Below are 19,864 nucleotides of genomic sequence, written 5' to 3' on the forward strand. Positions count from 1 at the left end.
CAATCGCCGCATACGCGACCACGTCCGCAACCTCGAGGCCCTGGGCTACAAGGTCACCCTCGAGCTCGCCGCCTAACGTCAACCACGCCAGCTGGCACCCGAGAGTCACCACATTTTCGGACTAGCTCTCGGCGGGGGTTTCGTGGTGGCGGGTCAGGCGCCGACGCGCTCCATGATGAGCTCGCGGACGCGGCCGGCGTCGGCCTGGCCACGCGTGGCCTTCATGACCGCACCGACGATCGCGCCGGCGGCCTGCACCTTGCCGCCGCGGATCTTCTCGGCGACGTCGGGGTTGGCCGCGAGGGCCTCGTCGACGGCGGCGATGAGGGCGCCGTCGTCGGAGACGACCTCGAGGCCGCGGGCGACGACGACCTCCTCGGGACCGCCCTCACCGGCGAGCACGCCGGCCAGCACCTGGCGGGCGAGCTTGTCGTTGATGCGGCCCGACTCGACGAGCGCGGCGAGCTCGGCGACCTGCGCCGGCGTGATCGCGAGGTCGGCCAGCTCGATGTTGACGCCCTTGGCGGTGCGGGCAAGCTCGCCCATCCACCACTTGCGGGCGGCGACGGCGTCCGCGCCGGCAGCGACGGTCGCCTCGATGAGGTCGAGCGCCCCGGCGTTGACGACGTCGCGCATCTCGGCGTCGGCGTAGCCCCACTCCGCCTGCAGGCGCCGACGGCGCAGGGCCGGCAGCTCGGGCAGGCTCGCGCGGATCTCCTCGACCCACTCGCGGCTCGGGGCGAGCGGCACGAGGTCGGGCTCGGGGAAGTAGCGGTAGTCCTCGGCGTCGGACTTCACGCGCCCCGAGGACGTCGTGCCGGTGTCCTCGTGCCAGTGACGCGTCTCCTGGGTCACCGTCTGCCCGGCGTCGAGCACCGCGGCCTGGCGGGAGATCTCGTAGCGCACGGCCCGCTCGATGGAGCGGAAGCTGTTGACGTTCTTCGTCTCGGTGCGGGTGCCGAGCGGCGCGTCCGGGCTCGGGCGCAGCGAGACGTTGATGTCGGCGCGGACGTTGCCGCGCTCCATCCGCGCCTCGGAGACGCCGAGAGCACGGAAGAGGTCGCGCAGCGTGCTCACGTACGCGCGCGCCACCTCCGGGGCGCGGGCCCCGGTGCCGGTGATCGGGTGGGTGACGATCTCGACGAGCGGCACGCCGGCGCGGTTGTAGTCGACGAGGGAGTGCTCGGCACCGTGGATCCGGCCGCCGGAGCCACCGATGTGGGTGTTCTTCCCGGCGTCCTCCTCCATGTGCGCGCGCTCGACGGCGATCGGCACCAGCGTGCCGTCCTCGAGCTCGATCTCGACGTGCCCCTCGAAGGCGATGGGCTCGTCGTACTGGGAGGTCTGGAAGTTCTTCGGCACGTCCGGGTAGAAGTAGTTCTTCCGGGCGAAGCGGCAGGTCTCGGCGATGTCACAACCCAGCGCGAGGCCGATGCGGATCGCGTACTCGACGGCGGTGCGGTTGACCACCGGCAGCGTCCCCGGCAGACCGAGCGAGACCGGCGTCGTCGCGGAGTTGGGCTCCCCGCCGAAGCCGTTCGGTGCGCCGTCGAACATCTTCGACGCGGTGCCGAGCTCGACGTGGACCTCGATCCCGATGACGGGGTCGTAGCGGGCGATCGCGTCGTCGAAGTCGACGAGCTCGGGCGTGGTCGCGGTCATCGGGCAGCCTCCTGGGAGACGGTGGTGGGCAACGACGGGGCGTCGGCGAGCAGGCGGTGCCCGCGGCGCTCGTCGAGCATGCGCTCGAGGACCGCGCCGACCCGGTAGAGCCGGGCGTCCTCGCGGGCCGGGGCCAGCGCCTGGAAGCCGACGGGCAGGCCGTCGTCGCTCAGGCCGCTGGGCACCGAGATGCCGGGCACCCCGGCGAGGTTCGCCGGGATGGTCGCGACGTCGTTGAGGTACATGGCCAGCGGGTCGTCGAGCTTCTCCCCGAAGCGGAACGCCGTCGTCGGGGTGGTCGGCGAGACGAGGACGTCGGCCTGCTCGAAGGCGGCCGCGAAGTCGCGCTGGATGAGCGTGCGCACCTGCTGGGCGCTGCCGTAGTAGGCGTCGAAGTAGCCCGCGGACAGTGCGTGCGTGCCGAGGATGATGCGGCGCTTGACCTCGTCGCCGAAGCCGGCGCCGCGGGTGGCGGCCATGACTCGCTCGGCGGTCAGCGGCCCCTCGGTGGGCTCGACGCGCAGGCCGAAGCGCATGCCGTCGAACTTCGCGAGGTTGGAGGACGCCTCGGCGGGGAGGATGAGGTAGTACGCGGCGAGCGCGGAGGCGAAGCTCGGGCAGGAGACCTCGACGATCTCCGCGCCGGCCTCGCGCAGGAGGTCGAGGGCGGCGGTGAAGCTCGCCTCGACCCCGGCCTGGTAGCCCTCGCCTCCGAGCTCGCGGACCACGCCCACGCGCAGACCGCGCAGGTCCTGCGCCGACGCCGCGGCGACGAGGTCGCCGACCGGGTCGGGCAGGGAGGTGGAGTCGCGGGGGTCGTGACCACCGATGAGCTCGTGGAGCAGCGCGGAGTCCAGCACGGTGCGGGACACCGGGCCGGCCTGGTCGAGGCTCGAGGCGAGCGCGATGAGCCCGTAGCGCGAGACGCCACCGTAGGTGGGCTTGACGCCCACGGAGCCGGTGACGGCGGCGGGCTGGCGGATCGAGCCGCCGGTGTCGGTACCGATCGCGAGGGGTGCCTGGAAGGCGGCGACGGCGGCCGCGGAGCCACCGCCCGAGCCGCCGGGGATGCGCTCGAGGTCCCAGGGGTTGCGGGTGGGGCCGTAGGCGGAGTGCTCGGTGGAGGAGCCCATGGCGAACTCGTCGAGGTTCGTCTTGCCGAGGATCGGCAGGCCGGCGGCGCGCAGCCGCTCGACGATGGTCGCGTCGTAGGGCGGGATCCAGCCCTCGAGCATCTTCGAGGCGGCCGTCGTCGGCTGCCCCTTGGTGACGACGACGTCCTTGACGGCGATCGGGACCCCGGCGAGCGGGTGGAGCTCCTCGCCACGGGCGCGGCGCTCGTCGACGTCGCGGGCGGTGGCCAGCGCCTCCTCACCGTTGACGTGGAGGAAGGCGTGGACGGCGCCGTCGACCTCGCTGATGCGGTCCAGGTGCGCCTGGGTCACCTCGACGGAGCTGACCTCCTTGGCGCGCAGCCGCTCCGCCAGCTCGGCGGCGGTCGCGGTGGTGAGCTCGCTCATGCGTCCTCCCCCAGGATCTGCGGCACGAGGAACTGGCCGCCCTCGCTCGCGGGCGCGCCGGAGAGCGCGGCCTCGACGGACAGCGGCTCCTCCACGACGTCCTCACGCATGACGTTGGTCAGCGGGATGGGGTGGCTGGTGGCGGGCACGTCGGGACCGACGAGCTCACCGACCTGGGCGACCGCGTCGGCGATGACGCCGAGCTCCCCGGCCAGGCGCTCGACCTCCTCGTTCGTGAGCTCGATCCGGGCCAGCGCGGCCACGCGCGCGACCTCGGCTGCATTGATGGTGGACATGGCTACCGAGTCTATCGTCCCGGGGGCGGGCGACCGCAGGCCCGGTCCGCGCCCGCTGCTCTAGTTTGGGGTCATGAAGCTGAGCACGGTCCGGTACTGGTTGCGCCCTCGGGTCCGTCGCGCCGCGAAGTGGGGGGTCCTGGGGCTGGCCGGTGCCCAGCTCCTCGCCGCCACCACCGTCTGGGGCGTCGACACGCTGCGCAAGCGGCGCGAGCCCCCCGGTGACGAGTTCCCCCACACCGACCCGGTGGGCGTGGACGTCGCGGACTCCGAGCTCACGGTCTACACCTACGGCGAGCACGTCTACGCCGCGATGCTCGAGGCGATCCGCGGCGCGCAGGAGTACGTCTTCTTCGAGACCTTCATCTGGAAGGGCGACGCCGTCGGCGAGGAGTTCAAGCGCGAGCTCATCGCCGCAGCGGAGCGCGGGGTCCAGGTCTACGTCGTTTTCGACTCCTGGGGCAACCTCGTCGTCCCGCCGGCCTTCAAGCGCTTCCCCGAGTCGGTCCACACGCTGAAGTTCCCGCTGTGGCGGCCGGGGCTGCTCACCCTCAACATGCGCAAGTCCGGCCGCGACCACCGCAAGATCCTCGTCGTCGACGGCGAGACGGGCTTCGTCGGCGGCTACAACATCGGTGAGCTCTACGCGACGCAGTGGCGCGACACCCACCTGCGGGTCCAGGGCCCGGCCGTGTGGGAGCTCGACAACGCCTTCGTCGACTTCTGGAACGCGCACCGCAAGCCCCACCACCCCGAGCTCGAGGACCGCGGCGCGCACTCGTGGGACACGCGCATCCGGGCGGCGCGCAACACCCCCTCCTCGATGCTCTTCCCGGTGCGCGGGGCGTACATCGACGCGATGGACCGGGCGCGCCACCACGTGCTCATCACCCAGGGCTACTTCATCCCCGACCCCGAGTTCCTCGAGTCGCTGCTCGGCGCCGCCCGGCGCGGGGTGGACGTGCGGGTGCTCATCCCCGAGGTCTCCAACCACGTCCTCGCCGACTGGGTGGCCCGCTCCTTCTACGACCGGCTGCTGCGCGGTGGGGTGTCGATCTGGCTCTACCAGGGCGCCATGGTCCACGCGAAGACGGCGACCGTCGACGGCCGGTGGACCACCATCGGCACGACGAACATCGACCGGTTGTCGATGCTCGGGAACTTCGAGATCAACCTCGAGATCCACGACCCTGACCTCGCCGCGCACATGGAGCAGGTCTTCGCCACCGACCTCACCAACGCCCGCCCGCTGACCATCGAGGAGTGGGAGCAGAGGTCCTTCCTCGCGCGGGTCGGCGAGGAGCTGCTCCACCCGCTGCGCTGGCTGTTCTGAGGGCCGGCGCGTGATCGACCTCCTCGCGGCCAACCCGCTGCTGACGATCATGCTGGTCGTCGCGGCCGGGACGCTGCTCGGCATGGTGCCCTTCGGCCCGGTGCGCTTCGGGGCCGCCGGGGCCCTGTTCGTCGGTCTCGCGGTGGGTGCCGTCGACCCGCGTCTCGGGGAGGGCTTCGGCCTGGTCCAGACGCTGGGCCTGGTCCTCTTCGTCTACATGGTCGGCCTCGCGGCGGGCGGCCGCTTCTTCCGGGACCTGCGCACGCAGCTGCCGCTGCTCGCCGCGGCGGCGGGCGTGCTCGCCCTGGTCGCGGGTGCCGCCGTCGTCCTGGGCCGGGTGCTCGACGTCCCGCCGGGGATGGTGGGCGGTGCCTTCGCGGGCTCGCTCACCGCCACGCCCGCACTGGCCGCCGCGGCGACGGCGACCGGCACCCAGGAGCCCGCCATCGGCTACTCGCTCGCCTACCCGCTGGGCGTGGTCGTCACGATCGTCATGGTCGCCGTCGTGCTCTCGCGGCCGTGGGCGTCCGAGCGGGACCCGCAGCCGCGCGCCGGCATCGGGCTCATCGACGTGAGCGCCGAGGTGCTCCACCCCGGTCCGCTGCACGAGATCCCCGGCTACCTCGAGGGGACGGTGCGCCTGTCCTACCTCGAGCGCGACGGGCAGATGGGAGTGGTCGAGGAGGACGAGGAGCTGCGGGAGGGGGACCGCGTCGTCGTGGTCGGCAGCCGCCGGGCCGTGCACGACGCCGTCGCCCACCTGGGCCGACGGGTGCACCGGCACCTGGCCCACGACCGCTCGGTCGTCCACTTCCGGCGCTTCGTCGTCTCCGACCGGCGGGTGGCCGGACGCACCGTCCACGAGCTCGACATCCCCGGGCGCTTCAACGGCGTCGTCACCCGCGTGCGCCGCGGGGACACCGACCTGCTCGCCCACGAGGACCTCGTCCTCCAGCTCGGTGACCGGGTCCGCGTCGTCTTCCCGCGCGGTCAGCTCACCGCGATCTCCGAGCTCTTCGGCGACTCCGAGCGGCGGGTGAGCGAGATCGACCCGCTCTCCCTCGGCACCGGCGTCGCGGTCGGGCTCCTCCTCGGGCTGCTCACCCTGCCCCTGCCCGGCGGGGTGGCCTTCGCGCTCGGCTCGGCGGCCGGTCCGCTCGTCGTCGGGATGGTGCTGGGGCGCCTGGACCGGACCGGGCCGGTCGTGTGGACGCTGCCGAGCTCGGCCAACCTCACGATCCGCCAGCTCGGCCTGCTGCTGTTCCTCGGCGCCACCGGCCTCGCCTCGGGGCAGGCCTTCGTCGCGCAGGCCTTCACGGGGCTCGGCCTGCGGGTGGTCGTCGCGGGCGCCGTGCTCACCGCGCTGGCCGGCGCCGGCTTCGTGCTCGTCGCGCGGCTGCTCGGACAGAGCACCGCGCGGACGGCCGGCGGGCTGGCCGGCTTCGTGGGGCAGCCGGCGATCCTCGCCTACGCGAGCTCGCGGGTGAGCGACGAGCGGGTGGAGGCGGGCTACGCCGCCCTCTTCGCCGTCGGGATGATCGCCAAGATCCTTCTCGTGCAGGTCGTCGTCATCCTCTGACCCACCTCCTCACGCCGACAGCTGGATCCCGCTCACCGCCCCTGCCTCCCGCCGAGAGCGGGACCCACCCGCGCGGGCGGGGCGGGATCTAGCCGTCGGCGAGCGGGGCTGGTGGGCGCGGGTCAGCGGAGTCGGAGGCGGATCCGCTGGCCGGGGGCGATGCGGCTGAGGAGGTCGTGGTCCTGGGCGACGACGTGGCCCACGACGTTGACGGTCGCGTCCGCCGGGAGGTCGCGCCGCTGGATCGCGATCTCGCCCTTGTAGCGGCCGGCGGCGTCGTTGTCGACGGTCACCGAGCCCAGCGCCCGCCCCACGGTGGGGCCGGCGGGGATGGTGACGTCGGCGAGCGCCCCACGGGCGCCCTCGAGGCGGACCATCGCGGCGGCGTCGTCGGTGCGGTTGCGGTCCAGGACGGTGAGCCGCTCGGCGACGGCCTGCGGCACGGGCGCCGTCAGCTCCACCTCGAGCTCGACGACGTCCTCCAGCGCCCACGCCCGCCAGGCGCGGCGGGTGCGCTCGGACAGCGACGGGTCCCCGACGAAGATGTCGTCGATGCCGGCGCGGCGCAGGTCCAGGGCGGCCGCCACGGGATGGACGTCGCGGTGCCGCTCGAGGGTGGGCAGCCCGAAGCCGAGCGGGATGCGCCGCAGGCCGTCGCCCGGGACCCACGCCTGCACGGTGAAACCGAGGTCGTGGAACATCCGGGTCTGGGTGTCGAGGAACTCGTCGGACAGGCCGGTCCACGGCTTGGGGTAGAAGTTGTGGGAGATGCCGATGCCCTCGGTGCGCAGCCCCATGCCGACAAGGCGCTCGTAGTCGCCCGCCGTGGCGGTCGAGGCGTTGAACCAGATGGGGATCGAGCGGGACAGCGCGACGATCTCCTCGTCGCTCAGCCCGTAGTCCACGCGCAGGGCGCTGACGCCCCACTCGCGCATCGTGCCCGCCGTCGTCACGTCCAGCCCGACGGCCGCGAGGGACGGGCCGGAGATGTCGACGACGAGGCCGAGCCCGGCGTCCTGCGCGAGCGAGCCGACGCGCTGCATGCGGGCGCGGAAGTCGCCGTCGGGCTCCTCGGGCACGTGCAGGGAGCCGAAGAGCATGGTGAAGCCGTCCTCGCGGGCGGTGGCGCAGACCTCCTCGGCGACGTCGAGGTGGCGGAAGTAGGCGGACAGGCCGAAGCTCGTCACGAGGACTCCTTGAGGGGCAGGCGGTAGACGCTGAGGATGGGGGCGGTGCCGTTCGCGAGCGCCTCGGGGTCCCAGTCGGCCACCCAGTCCCGCTCGACGACGCGGTCGAAGCCGTAGCGCTGGTAGACGCGGTGCGCCGCCGACATGGCGGGCAGGGAGGACAGGACGAGCGCGTCGTACCCGCGCGCACGCCCGAGCTCCTCTGCGGCGGTCAGGAGCGCGAGGGAGACCTTGCGGCCCTGGTGCTGCGGCGCGACGGCGAGCATGCGGATCTCGAGCTCGCCCGCGACGGCCACCTCCGCCTCGGGCGTACCCGCCTCCGTGAGGGTGAGGCCGCCGAGGACCTCCTCGCCGTCGTAGGCGGCCAGGACGGCGACGACGTGCGGCAGCCGCCCGGCAACGTCGCGCAGCTCCCCGACGTACCGGTCACCGGGGTCCAGGACCTCCCCCGCGACGTACGCCTCGGCCAGCACCCGGCCGAGGCGGTCGGTGTCGGCAGGGTCGACGGTGCGCACGGTGACGGTGCCCGTGGCCGCGCTCACTCGGCACCGCCGTCGACGGCGACGGCGGCCGGGCCACCGGCGAGGAGCGCCTCGAAGCCGGCCTCGTCGAGGATGGGGCGGCCGAGCTCGCGGGCCTTGTCCTCCTTGCTGCCGGCGTTCTCGCCGACGACGACGAAGTCGGTCTTCTTCGACACCGAGCCGGAGGCCTTGCCACCGCGGGCGATGATCGCCTCCTTGGCGCTGTCCCGGGAGAAGTTCTCCAGGGAGCCGGTGACGACGACCGTCAGGCCCTCGAGGGTGCGCGGCACGGACTCGTCGCGCTCGTCGGCCATCCGCACGCCCGCCCGCTGCCACGAGTCGATGACGTCGAGGTGCCAGTTCGGCTCCTCGCCCTCGGCGGGCTCGGCGAACCAGTCCGTGACCGCCTCCGCGATGGTGGGCCCGACGCCGTCGACCGCCGAGAGCCGCTCGAGCGTGGCGGACCGGATCTCGTCGACCGAGCCGAGCTCCGTGGCCAGGGCACGAGCCGCCGTGGGCCCCACGTGCCGGATCGACAGCGCGACGAGGACCCGCCACAGGGGCTGTGCCTTGGCCTTGTCCAGCTCCTCGATCATGCGGACCGTGTTGGCCTTGGGCGCGCCGGGCTCCGTGCGCGCCTCACGCGTGCGGGTGGCGGGGTGGTGCTTGTCCTCGGTCCAGAAGTAGCGCCGCAACGCCCACCGGCCGGTGGGCTCGCCGTCCTTGCGGACCTCGTACCAGGTGCGGACGTCGGCGAGGTCGTCGACCGTGAGGTCGAAGAGCCCGGCCTCCGAGGTGAGGACGGGGCGCTGGGGCCGGGGGACGCCGAGCACGGCGAGCGCGGCGTCGTCCCCGGGCAGGTCCTGGCCCTCGGCCAGCTGGACGGTACCGTCCTCGGTCTCGATGACTCCGCCCGCCGCGAGGGCGTCGAGCGCCGCCTGGCGTCGGGCCTCGGGGTTGGTGAGCGCGAGCGCCGCCTCCTCCCCGAGCGCCTCGACGTCGAGCGCCCCCCGGGAGGCGATGAACTCCACCCGCGCCGACAGCTGGGCCGGGCAGTGCTCGGCGTTGGGGCAGCGGAGGTCGACGTCGGACTCCTTGGCCGGCGCCAGCGGCGTGCCGCAGGAGGGGCACTCCGTGGGCATGACGAACTCGCGCTCGCTGCCGTCCCGGAGGTCCGCGACGGGCGCGACGATCTCGGGGATGACGTCCCCGGCCTTGCGCAGCACCACGGTGTCCCCGATGCGCACGCCCTTGCGGCGCACCTCGTTGGCGTTGTGGAGGGTGGCCATCGCGACCGTGGACCCGGCGACGAGCACCGGCTCCATGACGCCGTAGGGCGTCACCCGGCCGGTGCGCCCGACGTTGACCCGGATGTCGAGGAGGCGGGTGTTGACCTCCTCCGGCGGGTACTTGTAGGCGACGGCCCACCGCGGGACACGGGAGGTGGCGCCGAGCTGGCGCTGGAGGGCGAGGTCGTCGACCTTGACGACGATGCCGTCGATCTCGTGGAGCCCGTCGTGCCGGTGCTCGCCGTGGTGGGCGATCAGCTCCTCGAGCTCGGCGCGGCTGGTGACCCGCCGGGTCTGCGGGGAGACCGGCAGCCCCCAGGAGGCGACCATCTCGTACATGCCGTGCTGGGTGGTGGGCCGGGCCTCGGGCGGGACGGCGCCCCAGTCGACGGCGCCGACGCCGTGGGCGATGACGTCGAGGCGGCGCGAGGCCGTCACCCGCGGGTCCTTCTGGCGCAGCGAGCCGGCCGCCGAGTTCCGGGGGTTGGCGAAGGGCGCCTTGCCGGCCGCGACGAGCGAGGCGTTGAGCTCCTCGAAGGCGGCGACGGGGAAGAACACCTCACCGCGGATCTCGATGAGGGCCGGATGGTTCTCCCCGACGAGCTGCGCGGGCACCGAGGCAATGGTGCGGACGTTGAGCGTGACGTCCTCCCCCACCCGGCCGTCCCCGCGCGTGGCAGCCCGCACGAGCCGCCCGTGCTCGTAGGTGAGGTTGACGGCGAGCCCGTCGATCTTGAGCTCGGCGGTGAAGGCGACGTCGCTGCGCCCGATCTCGCCCTGCGCGCGCGCGACCCACTCGGCGAGCTCCTCGAGGGAGAAGACGTCCTCGAGGCTCATCATCTGCTGGCGGTGCTCGACGGTGGCGAACTCGGTGGAGAAGGTGCCCCCGACCCGCTGGGTGGGCGAGTCGGGCCCGCGCAGGTCCGGGTGGCGCACCTCGAGCTCCTCGAGCTCACGGAAGAGGGCGTCGAACTCGGCGTCGGAGATCGTGGGCGAGTCCCGGACGTAGTAGGCGAACTGCGCCGCCTCGACCCGCTCGGCGAGGTCGGTCCAGCGCTCGCGCGCCTCCGGGGCGCCTGGGGGCGGGCTCGGCGGGGACGGGGAGGTCGGCGTCGGAGGTGCTCACCGTGGCATCATGCCCGGCCCCACCGACACCGGCATAGCATGGCGCGATGGAGGACGACGGCGACCGCCCGGACTGGCGCCCCGCCGCGGCGGCGCTGGCCAACCCGCACGTGCGGCGAGTCTTCGCGCAGGTCGTGCTCGGGGTGGAGCCAGCCCTCGTCGGTGCGGACCTGGGTCGTTCGCGACGGCGTCGGGCGCTCGACACGCTGCTGGCCGCAGGACTCGTCCGGGAGGTCGAGGGCCGGGTCGTGGAGGACCCGCAGGCCTTCGCGCGGCTGCTCGCGGCACACTCCCTGCCCCGGCCCACCGGGCCGGAGCGCTTCCTCGACGGGCACGGTCGGATCGACCGCTACCCGGCCGACGCCGGCGAGCAGCGCGCCCTGCTCGCGCTCGTCGCCGAGCAGGTGCTGGCGCCCGAGGAGGTCGTCACCGAGGCCGTGCTCGGCGAGCGGCTGGCGCGCTTCGGCCCGGACACCGCCACGCTGCGCCGCTACCTCGTCGAGGAGGAGCTGCTCGAGCGGACCCGGTCCGGCTCGGAGTACGCCCGCGTGCGCCCGTGAGGAGGCGCGCCCCGTCACGCGGTGCCGGCTCTCCGGCCTCCGAGGACCGCACGGGCGGTGAGCGCGACGCCGGGGTCCTCGTCCCCGGCAAGGTCCGCCAGCACCTGGTCGGCTCCGGCTCCGGGCAGCTCGGCGAGCGCCTGGGCGAGGCGGCGACGGACGGCATGCTCGGCGTCGTCCCCGACCGCCTCGACGAGCACCGTCACGATGTCGTCGGCGAGCTCGTCGGTCGACGCCAGGCGGCCCAGGGTCTCCGCGGCCGCGACGTCGCTGCGCCCAGCGACCACCATCCGCACGAGGACCGGCACGGCGTCCAGCCTCCCCCGCTCCCCCAGGGCGATCGCCGCCCTGTCCCTCGTCGGGTCGTCCGGGTCGTCCAGCATCCCGTGGAGGAGCGCCGTCGCCTCCTCGCCCCCCACCTGTGCGACGGCGGCGACGGCGCGACGACGGACCTCCGGCAGCGGCGAGCCCAGCCCGGCGGCGACGTCGGCGAGGGCCGTGTGCCCAGCCCTGGCCAGCGCCCACTGCATCGTGCCCGCGGCGTTGAGGTCGGTCTCGGCGAGGAGCGCCTCGGCGAGGACCTCGGTGGGCAGGGTGCGATCGGCCGACAGGACGGCGCGCTGCCGGGCCACGGCGTGCTCCGAGCCGAGGCTGCGCAGCAGGGCGACGATGTGCAGCGCCTCGTCCCAGTCGGCCGGTCCGGCGGACTCGACCCGGCGTAGTCGGTCGAGCAGGTCCTGCTCCCGTGCCAGCCGCCGCCGGGTCTGCTCGATGAGGTCACCGATGAGCGCGGACGGCGCGAAGCCGGGGTCCGTGAGGGCTCGGCGGACCTCGCTGAGGCTCAGGCCCAGCGCGCGGAGGCTCTCGACGTGGAGGATCCGGCGGATGTCCTGCTCGGAGTACTCCCGGTAGCCCCCCGCCGTCCTGCCCGTGGGCTGCACCAGCCCCTGCGCCTCGTAGTGCCGCAGCATGCGCGCGCTGACCCCGGAGCGCCGGGCGACCTCACCGATCAGCACGGGTCGTCCGGCACGATGGGCGCGGCGCCGGTGAGGGCCACGCGCGTGGCCTCGGCGAGGGCGAACCCGCTGTCCGGGTCGCGGCCCAGCGCCTCGGTGGCGACGGCGTGCGCCCGCACCCGCGGGTCGCTGCTCGCCGTGGCCGCCTCGACCGCCGGCGCCACGGCGTCCCCCAGGGCGACCAGCGCACGGCTCAGACTCCGCTGCGTGTCGTGACCGCCCCGGCCGAGCTCGCGCACGAGCTCGCGCGCCAGGCCGCTCTCCTCGCCCGGTGGCACGAGGACGACGGCTGCCCGCCACGCGCTGCGGGCCGCCTCGTCGTCGGGGTCGTGCACCGCGGCCCGGATCGCGGGCCACACACCCTGGTCCCCGATCTTCGACAGGGTGTGCAGCGCCTGGCTGCGTGCCTGGCCGTGGGTGGACCGCAGCTCGGTGAGCAGCAGGGGGACCGTCGTCGCCGCCGGGTGCCGGGTCAGGGCCCAGGTGAGCATGTCGCGGACGAAGAAGTCCGGCTCCGTGCGGCAGCGGTGGACCAGCGCCGTGACCAGGGCCGGGTCGGGCCGGGTCCCGGCGGCGAGCGCCGCGCGCAGGCGCGTCGAGGAGTCGGGGTGCGCCAGCGCGTCGGCCGGCCCGGAACCCGTGTCGTGTCGCGTCGTGTCCATGACGACCACCTCCGGGTCACAGTGAAGACCCTGCCACCGTGTCAGGGTCAAGGGCCGGCCCACGCATCCCCCCACGGGTGGATGCCGAGAATCAGCCCGGCGGCGGACGCCAGCGACACCCCCACCTGGCACGCTGATCCCTATGTGCGGCCGTTATGCATCCTTCCGTCAGGCCCAGGACCTCGCCGACGCCTTCGACGTCGCCGAGATCACCGACGAGGCCATCGAGATCCACCCCTCGTTCAACGTGGCCCCCACCGACCAGGTGAGGGTGGTGCTCGAGCGTGCCGACGCGGGCCGCGAGATGCATGCCGCCCGCTGGGGCCTGGTCCCCGCCTTCGCCAGCGACCCCAAGATCGGGGTGCGGATGATCAACGCGCGCATCGAGACCGTCGCGGAGAAGAACGCCTTCGCCAAGTCGCTGCGCACGCGCCGCTGCATCCTGCCCGCCGACGGGTACTACGAGTGGCGCAAGAACCCCGACGGCTCCAAGACGCCCCACTTCATCCACCGGGCCGACGCCGCCCCGCTCGCCTTCGCCGGGCTCTACGCCTTCTGGCGCGACCCGAGCAAGGCCGAGTCCGACCCCAGCCGCTGGCTGCTGTCCACGACGATCCTCACCCAGCCGGCCCGCTCCCAGCTCACCGGCATCCACGACCGCGAGCCCGTCGTGCTGCGCCGCGCCGCGGTGGCGCAGTGGCTGGACCCCTCGGTCACCGCACCCGAGGAGGCGCTCGCCGTGATCGCCCCCGAGCGGCCCCGGCTCCAGTTCCACCAGGTCGGCCCGCAGGTGGGCAACGTCCGGGTGGACTCCCCGCCCTCATCGAGCCGGTGGACTGACCCGGTGACGACGCCCTCCGGCCCGCCCGGGTCCCCGTGGGGGCCCTACCCGCCCCGCCGCCCCAGCCCGCGCCCCAGGGTGGCCCCTCGCCGTGGAGGTGCGGCCGCGTGGCACGGCCCCGCCGCCGGGATGCCGGGCGTGCCCCGGCCGCCGGAGCCCAGACTGCGTGGGAGCAGCCGTGGCGTCGACCTCCTCGTCGCCCTCGTGCTGACGGTCTTCGTCGCGCTGCCCTCGGTACTGTCGGCCGAGGCCGCTCCCACCGGCGTCGGCATCTTCTTCGGTCTGCTCGCCTCGGGTGCCATGCCGGCCGCGCTGTACTGGCGCCGCTCCCGCCCGGTCGCGTCCGCCGTCGTCGTCTACGCGGCGGCACTCCTCCACTTCCTCGCCGGCGCACCCCTCGTCGTCGCCGACGTCCTCATCTTCGTCGCGCTCTACTCGGTGACCGTCTACGGCCCGGTGTGGGCCGGACGGGTCGCCCTCGTCAGTGCCCTCTTCGGCTCCCTGCTCCTCGCGGCGTGGCTCGCCGGGTCGGACGGGCCGGGCCTGGCCGGAGGCGACCTCAGCGCCCTCTCCTTCTCCCTCGACGACCTCGTCTTCATCGCCTTCATCGGTGCCCTGCTCGGCGTGGTGTGCCTCTTCGTGTGGGCGATGGGCCTGGTCCGGCGCAGCCGGCTGGCCCACACCGAGACCCTCGCCGAGCGCGCCCGCCGCCTCGAGATCGAGCGGGACCAGCAGGCGCAGATCGCCACGGCGGCCGAGCGGTCCCGGATCGCCCGGGAGATGCACGACATCGTCGCCCACTCCCTGTCCGTCGTCATCGCCCAGGCCGACGGCGGGCGTTACGCGGCCGCTGCCGATCCCGAGGCCGCGACCCGGGCACTGACGACGATCAGCGAGACCGGGCGCGCCGCGCTCGCCGACATGCGCAAGATCCTCGGGGTGCTCCGGGCCCCCGGCACGGACGACCAGCCCGAGACCACCACCCCGCAGCCCATCGACGCCGATCTCGACACCCTCGTCGAGCAGGTGCGCTCCTCGGGCCTGGACGTCTCCCTCGTCCGGGTGGGGCAGGCGCGCCCGCTCCCGCCCGGGCTCGGCCTCACCGTCTACCGCATCTGCCAGGAGGCGCTCACCAACGTGCTCAAGCACGGCGGGCCCTCCGCGAGCGCCACCGTCATGGTCCAGTGGTCCCCGCAGCGCATCTCGATCCAGGTGGAGGACACCGGCCGCGGCGCGGCAGCGACCAGCGACGGCGCCGGGCACGGGCTGCTCGGCATGCAGGAGCGCGTGGCGATGTTCGCCGGAACCCTCGAGGCGGGTGTGAGGCCGGGCGGCGGCTACCGGGTGCGCGCGGAGATCCCGCTGCCCGGTGGGCAGCTGCCGGCCCCCTTCCTCGGCGGCGATGGCGCTCCCCTGGCTCCGGCATCATGGCCCCAGCCCCAGCAGAACGGAACCCCGTGAGCACCTCCCCCGAGTCCGCCCCCATCCGCGTCGCCCTCGTCGACGACCAGCAGCTCGTGCGTGCCGGTTTCGCGCTGGTCATCAACTCCCAGCCGGACATGGAGGTCGTGGGCGAGGCCTCGGACGGGACCCAGGCGCTGCGCCTGCTCGACTCCTACACGGCCGACGTCGTCCTCATGGACGTGCGCATGGCCGGCATGGACGGGCTCACCGCCACCGAGCAGCTGACCTCACGCGGTGCGGACGGCCCGAAGGTCGTCATCCTCACCACCTTCGACCTCGACGAGTACGTGATGCGGGCGATCAAGGCCGGCGCGAGCGGCTTCCTCCTCAAGGACGTCCCTCCGGAGGACATGCTCCACGCCATCCGCACCGTCCACGCGGGCGACGGCGTCATCGCGCCCTCGTCCACCAAGCGGCTCATCGAGCGCCTCGCCGTCATCCTCCCGGACGAGCAGAAGGCGCCGCCCGCCGTCCTGGAGTCCCTCACCGACCGCGAGCGCGAGGTGCTCGTCCTCATGGCCCGGGGCCGCAGCAACACCGAGATCGCGGCCGACCTCTTCGTCGCCGAAGCCACCGTCAAGACCCACGTCGGCCGGGTGCTGTCCAAGCTCGGTGCCCGGGACCGGGTGCAGGCCGTCGTCGTCGCCTACGAGACCGGGCTGGTCACGCCCGGGTCCTAGGCCACCTCGCAGCACCCCCGCATCGCAGCACCCGCAGCACCCGCAGCCAGGAGCGGCAGGTGCGCCCGTCGTTCACCCCTCGCCACGCCGGGGGTGAGTCCCCGCGCCGGAGGCGCGCGCCCAGGTGCGGGCAGAGGACCCCGGGCACGGCCGCGCCGGTATGACGGCGGGGGGACCTCGTACGACCACGGGATGACCCGGGAACGGGTCCACGGCACGACGCGGCGGCGCACGTGGCGCCCGTAGCGTCGATGACATCACCAGACGCGGCCCAGCGCCGCCCCACCGAGGAGAAACCCTGTGAGCACTTCCCCCAGCCGAGCGGCCGTCCGAGCCCGCTCCCTGAGCAAGGTCTACGGCAGCGGGGACGTCGCCGTCCACGCGCTGCGTGGCGTCGACGTCGCCTTCACCGCCGGTGAGTTCACCGCCATCATGGGTCCCTCCGGCTCGGGCAAGTCCACGCTCATGCACCTGCTCGCCGGCCTCGACACCGCGACGGACGGCCAGGTGGTCCTCGGGGACACCGAGCTCACGAACCTCGACGACACGGCGCTCACCCTCCTGCGCCGCGAGCGCGTCGGCTTCGTCTTCCAGTCCTTCAACCTGCTGCCGATGTTCACGGCGCTGCAGAACATCACGCTGCCGTGCGAGCTCGCCGGCACGACGCCGGACCAGGCGTGGCTCGACACCCTCGTCGACACCCTCGGCCTGCGCGAGCGCCTCACCCACCGGCCCAGCGAGATGTCCGGCGGCCAGCAGCAGCGCGTGGCGATCGCCCGCGCCCTCATCACCCGCCCCGAGGTCGTCTTCGCCGACGAGCCCACCGGCAACCTCGACTCCCGCTCCGGCGCGGAGGTGCTGTCCTTCCTGCGCACCAGCGTGCGGGAGCTGGGCCAGACCGTCGTCATGGTCACCCACGACCCGACGGCCGCGTCCTACGCCGACAGCGTCGTCCTCCTCGCCGACGGCCGCATCGCCGGCACGATCGAGCGTCCCACCCCCGAGGCCGTCCTCGCCGGGCTCGACGCGCTGCGCACGGTGAACGCCTGATGCTGCGCCTCACCCTCACCCAGATGCGCCGCAGCAGCGGCCGCCTCTTCGCCGCCGGGCTGGCGATCATGCTCGGCACGGCCTTCATCGCCGCCACCCTGCTGGGCACCGCGGTCATCCGTGACACCACCTACGGTGCGGTCACCGCCGACATCGCCGACGCGGACGTCGTCGTCCCTCCCGGTGCCGAGCTCATCACCCCGGAGCAGCTCGACGAGGTCCGGGCACTGCCCGGCGTCGCCGTCGCCGACGGCCGCGTCTCCGTCTTCGGCTCGCTCGTCGCGGAGGGCCGCCAGGACTGGTCCACCGTCGAGACCGTCGGTTCCCCCGGCCTGTCCGCCGCCACGCTCGTCGACGGCGAGCTCCCGACGGCGCCGGGCCAGGCCGCGCTCAGCGCCTCCTCCGCCGAGCGGCTGGAGATCGGGCTCGGCGACACGCTGCGGCTCTCCGCGGACGTCTACCTGCCCGCGCCTGCCGGCGCGGAGGAGAGCGACCCCGTCGCCGAGGCCGAGCTCACGGTGGTCGGGCTCCTGCAGAACCCCTCACCGCTCGTGGGAGGGAGCTCCACCGTGCTCGTCACCGAGGCCCAGCGCGACGCCTGGGTGGAGGAGACCGGCCGCGCTCTCGCCTTCGACGAGATCGTCGTGCGCGCCGCCGACGGCGCCAGCCCCGAGTCCGTGGCAGCGGACGTCGCCGACGTCCTGCCGAAGGGCACCGTGTTCACCGGTGAGGCCTTCGCCCAGCAGCGGCTCCAGGAGCTCACCGGACAGGCCTACATCCTCAGCGCCGTCATCCTCGCCTTCGGGGCGCTGGCCATGTTCGTCGCCGCCATCGTCATCACCAACACCTTCCAGGTCCTCGTCGCCCAGCGCACCCACACCCTCGCGCTCCTGCGGGCGGTCGGCGCGACCAAGCGGCAGGTCCGCCGCTCGGTGCTCACCGAGGCCCTCATCCTCGGTGTCATCGCCGGCGTCAGTGGCCTGCTCCTCGGCACGGCCCTGGCGCAGGGCGCCCTGTGGGTGCTCGGAGCCCAGGACCTGCCGTTCGCGATCCCCGAGACGGTGACCATCACGGCCGCCGCCGTCCTCGTCCCCGTCCTCACGGGTGCGCTCGTCACCGTGCTGGCAGCCCTGTCCCCGGCCCGGGCCGCCACCGTCGTCTCCCCGCTCGCCGCGCTGCGCCCGCCGCAGCCGCCGGACCCGAGGGGCGCCTCGCGCAAGCGGGTCGTCGCCTCGCTCCTCCTCATCGTCGGCGGTGGCGCCATGGTGGGCGGCGCCCCGTTCCTCGCGACGTCCGAGGTCCTCGGCGACGAGGGAGCCGTCCTCGGTGCGCTCGCGCTCGGGATCCTCGGCGGCTTCGTGTCCTTCGCCGGCGTCATGCTCGGCATGGTGTTCGTCGTCCCGTCCGTCGTCCGTGCCCTCGGTGCGGCCGCGCGGCGCCTGGGCGGCGGCACCCCGGCCCGGATCGCGACGGCGAACGCCATCCGCAACCCGCGCAGGACCGCCGCGACCACCACCGCGCTCGTCATCGGCGTCACGCTCGTCGCCCTCATGTCGACCGGGGCGGTCACCGCCCGTGCCAGCCTCGACGCGATGCTCCGCAGCGAGTTCCCGGTCGACCTCGTCGTCCAGTCCAGCGCGTGGGACCCGGACACGGGCCGCACCAGCCCCCTCACCCCCGCCCAGGTCGACACGGTCGAGGGCACGGAGAACGTCGCCGCGACCCTCGAGGTCTCCGAGGCGGTCGTCACCTTCCCGACCCCCGACGGCGAGATGGAGACGGGCATCAGCCTCATCGACAGGGAGGCCGCCGAGGAGGTCATGCTCGACGCGTCACAGCTCGACGGGCTCGACTCCGACACCCTCCTCGTCGGGACCGGCTGGGCCCGCTCCCGCGGCGTCACGGACGGGCAGACGCTCACCCTGGGAGAGGCGGAGCTGACGGTCGCCGTCGACGGCTCGGGCGACTGGGCCTACGCCCCGGCCGAGCTGCGCGACGCGATCGACCCCGAGGCGCCCGTCACCGAGCTGTGGGCGCGGCTGTCCGGGACCGAGCACACCGCGACGACCACCGCGGTCGCCGACCGGCTCACCGAGGCGCAGTCCACCCTCACCGACGACCCCGACGCCATGTACAACACCCCGTACGTCGACGGCCCGGCCGCCCAGCGGGAGGTCTTCGAGCAGGTCATCAACACGCTGCTGGCGATCGTCGTCGGTCTCCTCGCCGTCGCCGTCGTCATCGCGCTCATCGGGGTGGCCAACACGCTGTCCCTGTCGGTCATCGAGCGGCGCCGGGAGTCCGCCCTGCTGCGGGCCATGGGCCTCACCCGTGGGCAGCTGCGCGGGATGCTCGCCGTCGAGGGCCTGTTCCTCGCCCTGGCCGGTGTCCTCATCGGCGCCGTCCTCGGTCTCCTGTACGGCTGGGCCGGGACCGCGGTCCTGCTCGGCCCGTCCGGTGAGCTCCAGCTCGCGGTGCCGTGGGGCTACCTCGCCGCGATCGTCGTCGTCGCCCTCATCGCCGGGCTCGGTGCCTCGGTGCTGCCCGCCCGCAGCGCTGTGCGCACCCCGCCCGTGGCCGCCCTCGCGGCCGAGTAGACCCGTCGGGCGCCGGGCTGGAGGGGCCGGCGCCCGACGACGACGGGCCCCGTCACGTCCCCGGACGTGACGGGGCCCACTCGCGCGTCACCGGCGGCGCGGTGAGACTGGCGGTGCCCAGCTCGCCCCGCCGCCCTGCGGCACCGACCGGGAGGCTCCCCATGTCCCAGCACCGTGCGCGCCGCGGCGCCGCCGTCCTCGCCGCGACGACCGCGGCCGTCCTCACCCTGCCGCTCGTCGCCCTGGCGCAGCCGCCCGACGCGACCGACCCCGTCCCCTCGCTCCCCCTCGGTGCCGAGGACCTGCCCGAGGTGCGCGAGACCGAGCAGCTCGCCCCCGGCGTCACCCTCACCCGCATCGTGCGCGGGGAGACCACGGCCGGCTACCCGTGGACGGTCGAGGTCTCCGTCCCCGCCGGCGCCGGCTCCCCCGACCCCGACGCCCCGCCGACCGCCCTGCGCGACCGCGCGAGCGCCGAGGAG

Annotated in this window: 14 protein-coding genes and 2 pseudogenes; 8 read left to right on the plus strand and 8 right to left on the minus strand. The window is 74.2% G+C overall.

Annotated elements, in window-relative coordinates:
* Positions 1 to 153: 153 nt before the first annotated feature.
* Genes gatB through gatC form a run of 3 tightly spaced genes read right to left on the minus strand, consistent with a single transcriptional unit; the run spans position 154 to position 3,478 of the window.
* Entirely contained in the window at positions 154 to 1,662 is a 1,509-nt protein-coding gene (gatB, locus tag ACWPXV_RS16955; protein WP_454086324.1) for an Asp-tRNA(Asn)/Glu-tRNA(Gln) amidotransferase subunit GatB, read from the minus strand.
* On the minus strand, positions 1,659 to 3,182 hold the full coding sequence (gatA, locus tag ACWPXV_RS16960; RefSeq protein WP_454086325.1) for an Asp-tRNA(Asn)/Glu-tRNA(Gln) amidotransferase subunit GatA: 1,524 nt from the start codon (positions 3,180 to 3,182) through the stop codon (positions 1,659 to 1,661). Before gatA ends, gatB begins: the two co-directional genes overlap by 4 nt.
* Positions 3,179 to 3,478 (minus strand): Asp-tRNA(Asn)/Glu-tRNA(Gln) amidotransferase subunit GatC, encoded by a 300-nt coding sequence (gatC, locus tag ACWPXV_RS16965; RefSeq protein WP_251305704.1) that lies wholly within the window; start codon positions 3,476 to 3,478, stop codon positions 3,179 to 3,181. Before gatC ends, gatA begins: the two co-directional genes overlap by 4 nt.
* Positions 3,479 to 3,551: 73 nt before the next feature.
* On the opposite strand from gatC, the gene ACWPXV_RS16970 reads away from it, so the two are divergent.
* Positions 3,552 to 4,811, plus strand: coding sequence for a phospholipase D-like domain-containing protein (locus tag ACWPXV_RS16970; RefSeq protein ID WP_454086326.1), 1,260 nt, complete (start codon positions 3,552 to 3,554; stop codon positions 4,809 to 4,811).
* 49 nt (positions 4,812 to 4,860) lie between these two features.
* Positions 4,861 to 6,390 carry an aspartate:alanine exchanger family transporter gene (locus ACWPXV_RS16975; protein WP_454086335.1) on the plus strand — a complete coding sequence of 510 codons (1,530 nt, stop codon included), beginning with the start codon at positions 4,861 to 4,863 and terminating at the stop codon, positions 6,388 to 6,390.
* A gap of 122 nt (positions 6,391 to 6,512) precedes the next feature.
* Here ACWPXV_RS16975 and ACWPXV_RS16980 read toward each other — a convergent pair whose 3' ends face one another.
* The 3 genes and pseudogenes from ACWPXV_RS16980 to ligA form a co-directional block, all read right to left on the minus strand.
* On the minus strand, positions 6,513 to 7,577 hold the full coding sequence (locus tag ACWPXV_RS16980; RefSeq protein WP_454086327.1) for a MupG family TIM beta-alpha barrel fold protein: 1,065 nt from the start codon (positions 7,575 to 7,577) through the stop codon (positions 6,513 to 6,515).
* Positions 7,574 to 8,119, minus strand: coding sequence for a GNAT family N-acetyltransferase (locus ACWPXV_RS16985; RefSeq protein WP_454086328.1), 546 nt, complete (start codon positions 8,117 to 8,119; stop codon positions 7,574 to 7,576). Before ACWPXV_RS16985 ends, ACWPXV_RS16980 begins: the two co-directional genes overlap by 4 nt.
* Positions 8,116 to 10,455 (minus strand): annotated as a pseudogene (ligA, locus tag ACWPXV_RS16990) (NAD-dependent DNA ligase LigA); the annotation flags it as partial. The gene ACWPXV_RS16985 and the pseudogene ligA, both read right to left, overlap by 4 nt.
* A 104-nt stretch (positions 10,456 to 10,559) precedes the next feature.
* On the opposite strand from ligA, the gene ACWPXV_RS16995 reads away from it, so the two are divergent.
* A complete protein-coding gene (locus tag ACWPXV_RS16995) occupies positions 10,560 to 11,072 on the plus strand; it encodes a DUF2087 domain-containing protein (protein ID WP_454086329.1) in 513 nt (170 codons plus the stop codon).
* A 14-nt stretch (positions 11,073 to 11,086) separates the two neighbouring features.
* Here ACWPXV_RS16995 and ACWPXV_RS17000 read toward each other — a convergent pair whose 3' ends face one another.
* Positions 11,087 to 12,088, minus strand: a complete 1,002-nt coding sequence (locus ACWPXV_RS17000) for a MerR family transcriptional regulator (protein WP_454086330.1) — start codon at positions 12,086 to 12,088, stop codon at positions 11,087 to 11,089.
* Positions 12,082 to 12,750, minus strand: a complete 669-nt coding sequence (locus ACWPXV_RS17005; protein ID WP_454086331.1) for a HEAT repeat domain-containing protein — start codon at positions 12,748 to 12,750, stop codon at positions 12,082 to 12,084. The genes ACWPXV_RS17000 and ACWPXV_RS17005 overlap by 7 nt, the downstream gene beginning before the upstream one ends.
* 142 nt (positions 12,751 to 12,892) lie before the next feature.
* Between ACWPXV_RS17005 and ACWPXV_RS17010 the strand changes: the two genes are divergently transcribed.
* From ACWPXV_RS17010 to ACWPXV_RS17030, 5 genes and pseudogenes are all read left to right on the plus strand, one after another.
* A complete protein-coding gene (locus ACWPXV_RS17010) occupies positions 12,893 to 15,052 on the plus strand; it encodes an SOS response-associated peptidase family protein (RefSeq protein WP_454086332.1) in 2,160 nt (719 codons plus the stop codon).
* Positions 15,019 to 15,735 (plus strand): response regulator, encoded by a 717-nt coding sequence (locus ACWPXV_RS17015; protein ID WP_454086333.1) that lies wholly within the window; start codon positions 15,019 to 15,021, stop codon positions 15,733 to 15,735. Before ACWPXV_RS17010 ends, ACWPXV_RS17015 begins: the two co-directional genes overlap by 34 nt.
* 300 nt (positions 15,736 to 16,035) lie before the next feature.
* A complete protein-coding gene (locus ACWPXV_RS17020) occupies positions 16,036 to 16,785 on the plus strand; it encodes an ABC transporter ATP-binding protein (RefSeq protein WP_251305715.1) in 750 nt (249 codons plus the stop codon).
* On the plus strand, positions 16,785 to 19,382 hold the full coding sequence (locus ACWPXV_RS17025) for an ABC transporter permease (RefSeq protein ID WP_454086334.1): 2,598 nt from the start codon (positions 16,785 to 16,787) through the stop codon (positions 19,380 to 19,382). The genes ACWPXV_RS17020 and ACWPXV_RS17025 overlap by 1 nt, the downstream gene beginning before the upstream one ends.
* Positions 19,383 to 19,543: 161 nt before the next feature.
* Positions 19,544 to 19,864 (plus strand): annotated as a pseudogene (locus tag ACWPXV_RS17030) (phosphodiester glycosidase family protein); the annotation flags it as partial.

The organism is Georgenia sp. Marseille-Q6866 (assembly GCF_965111665.1).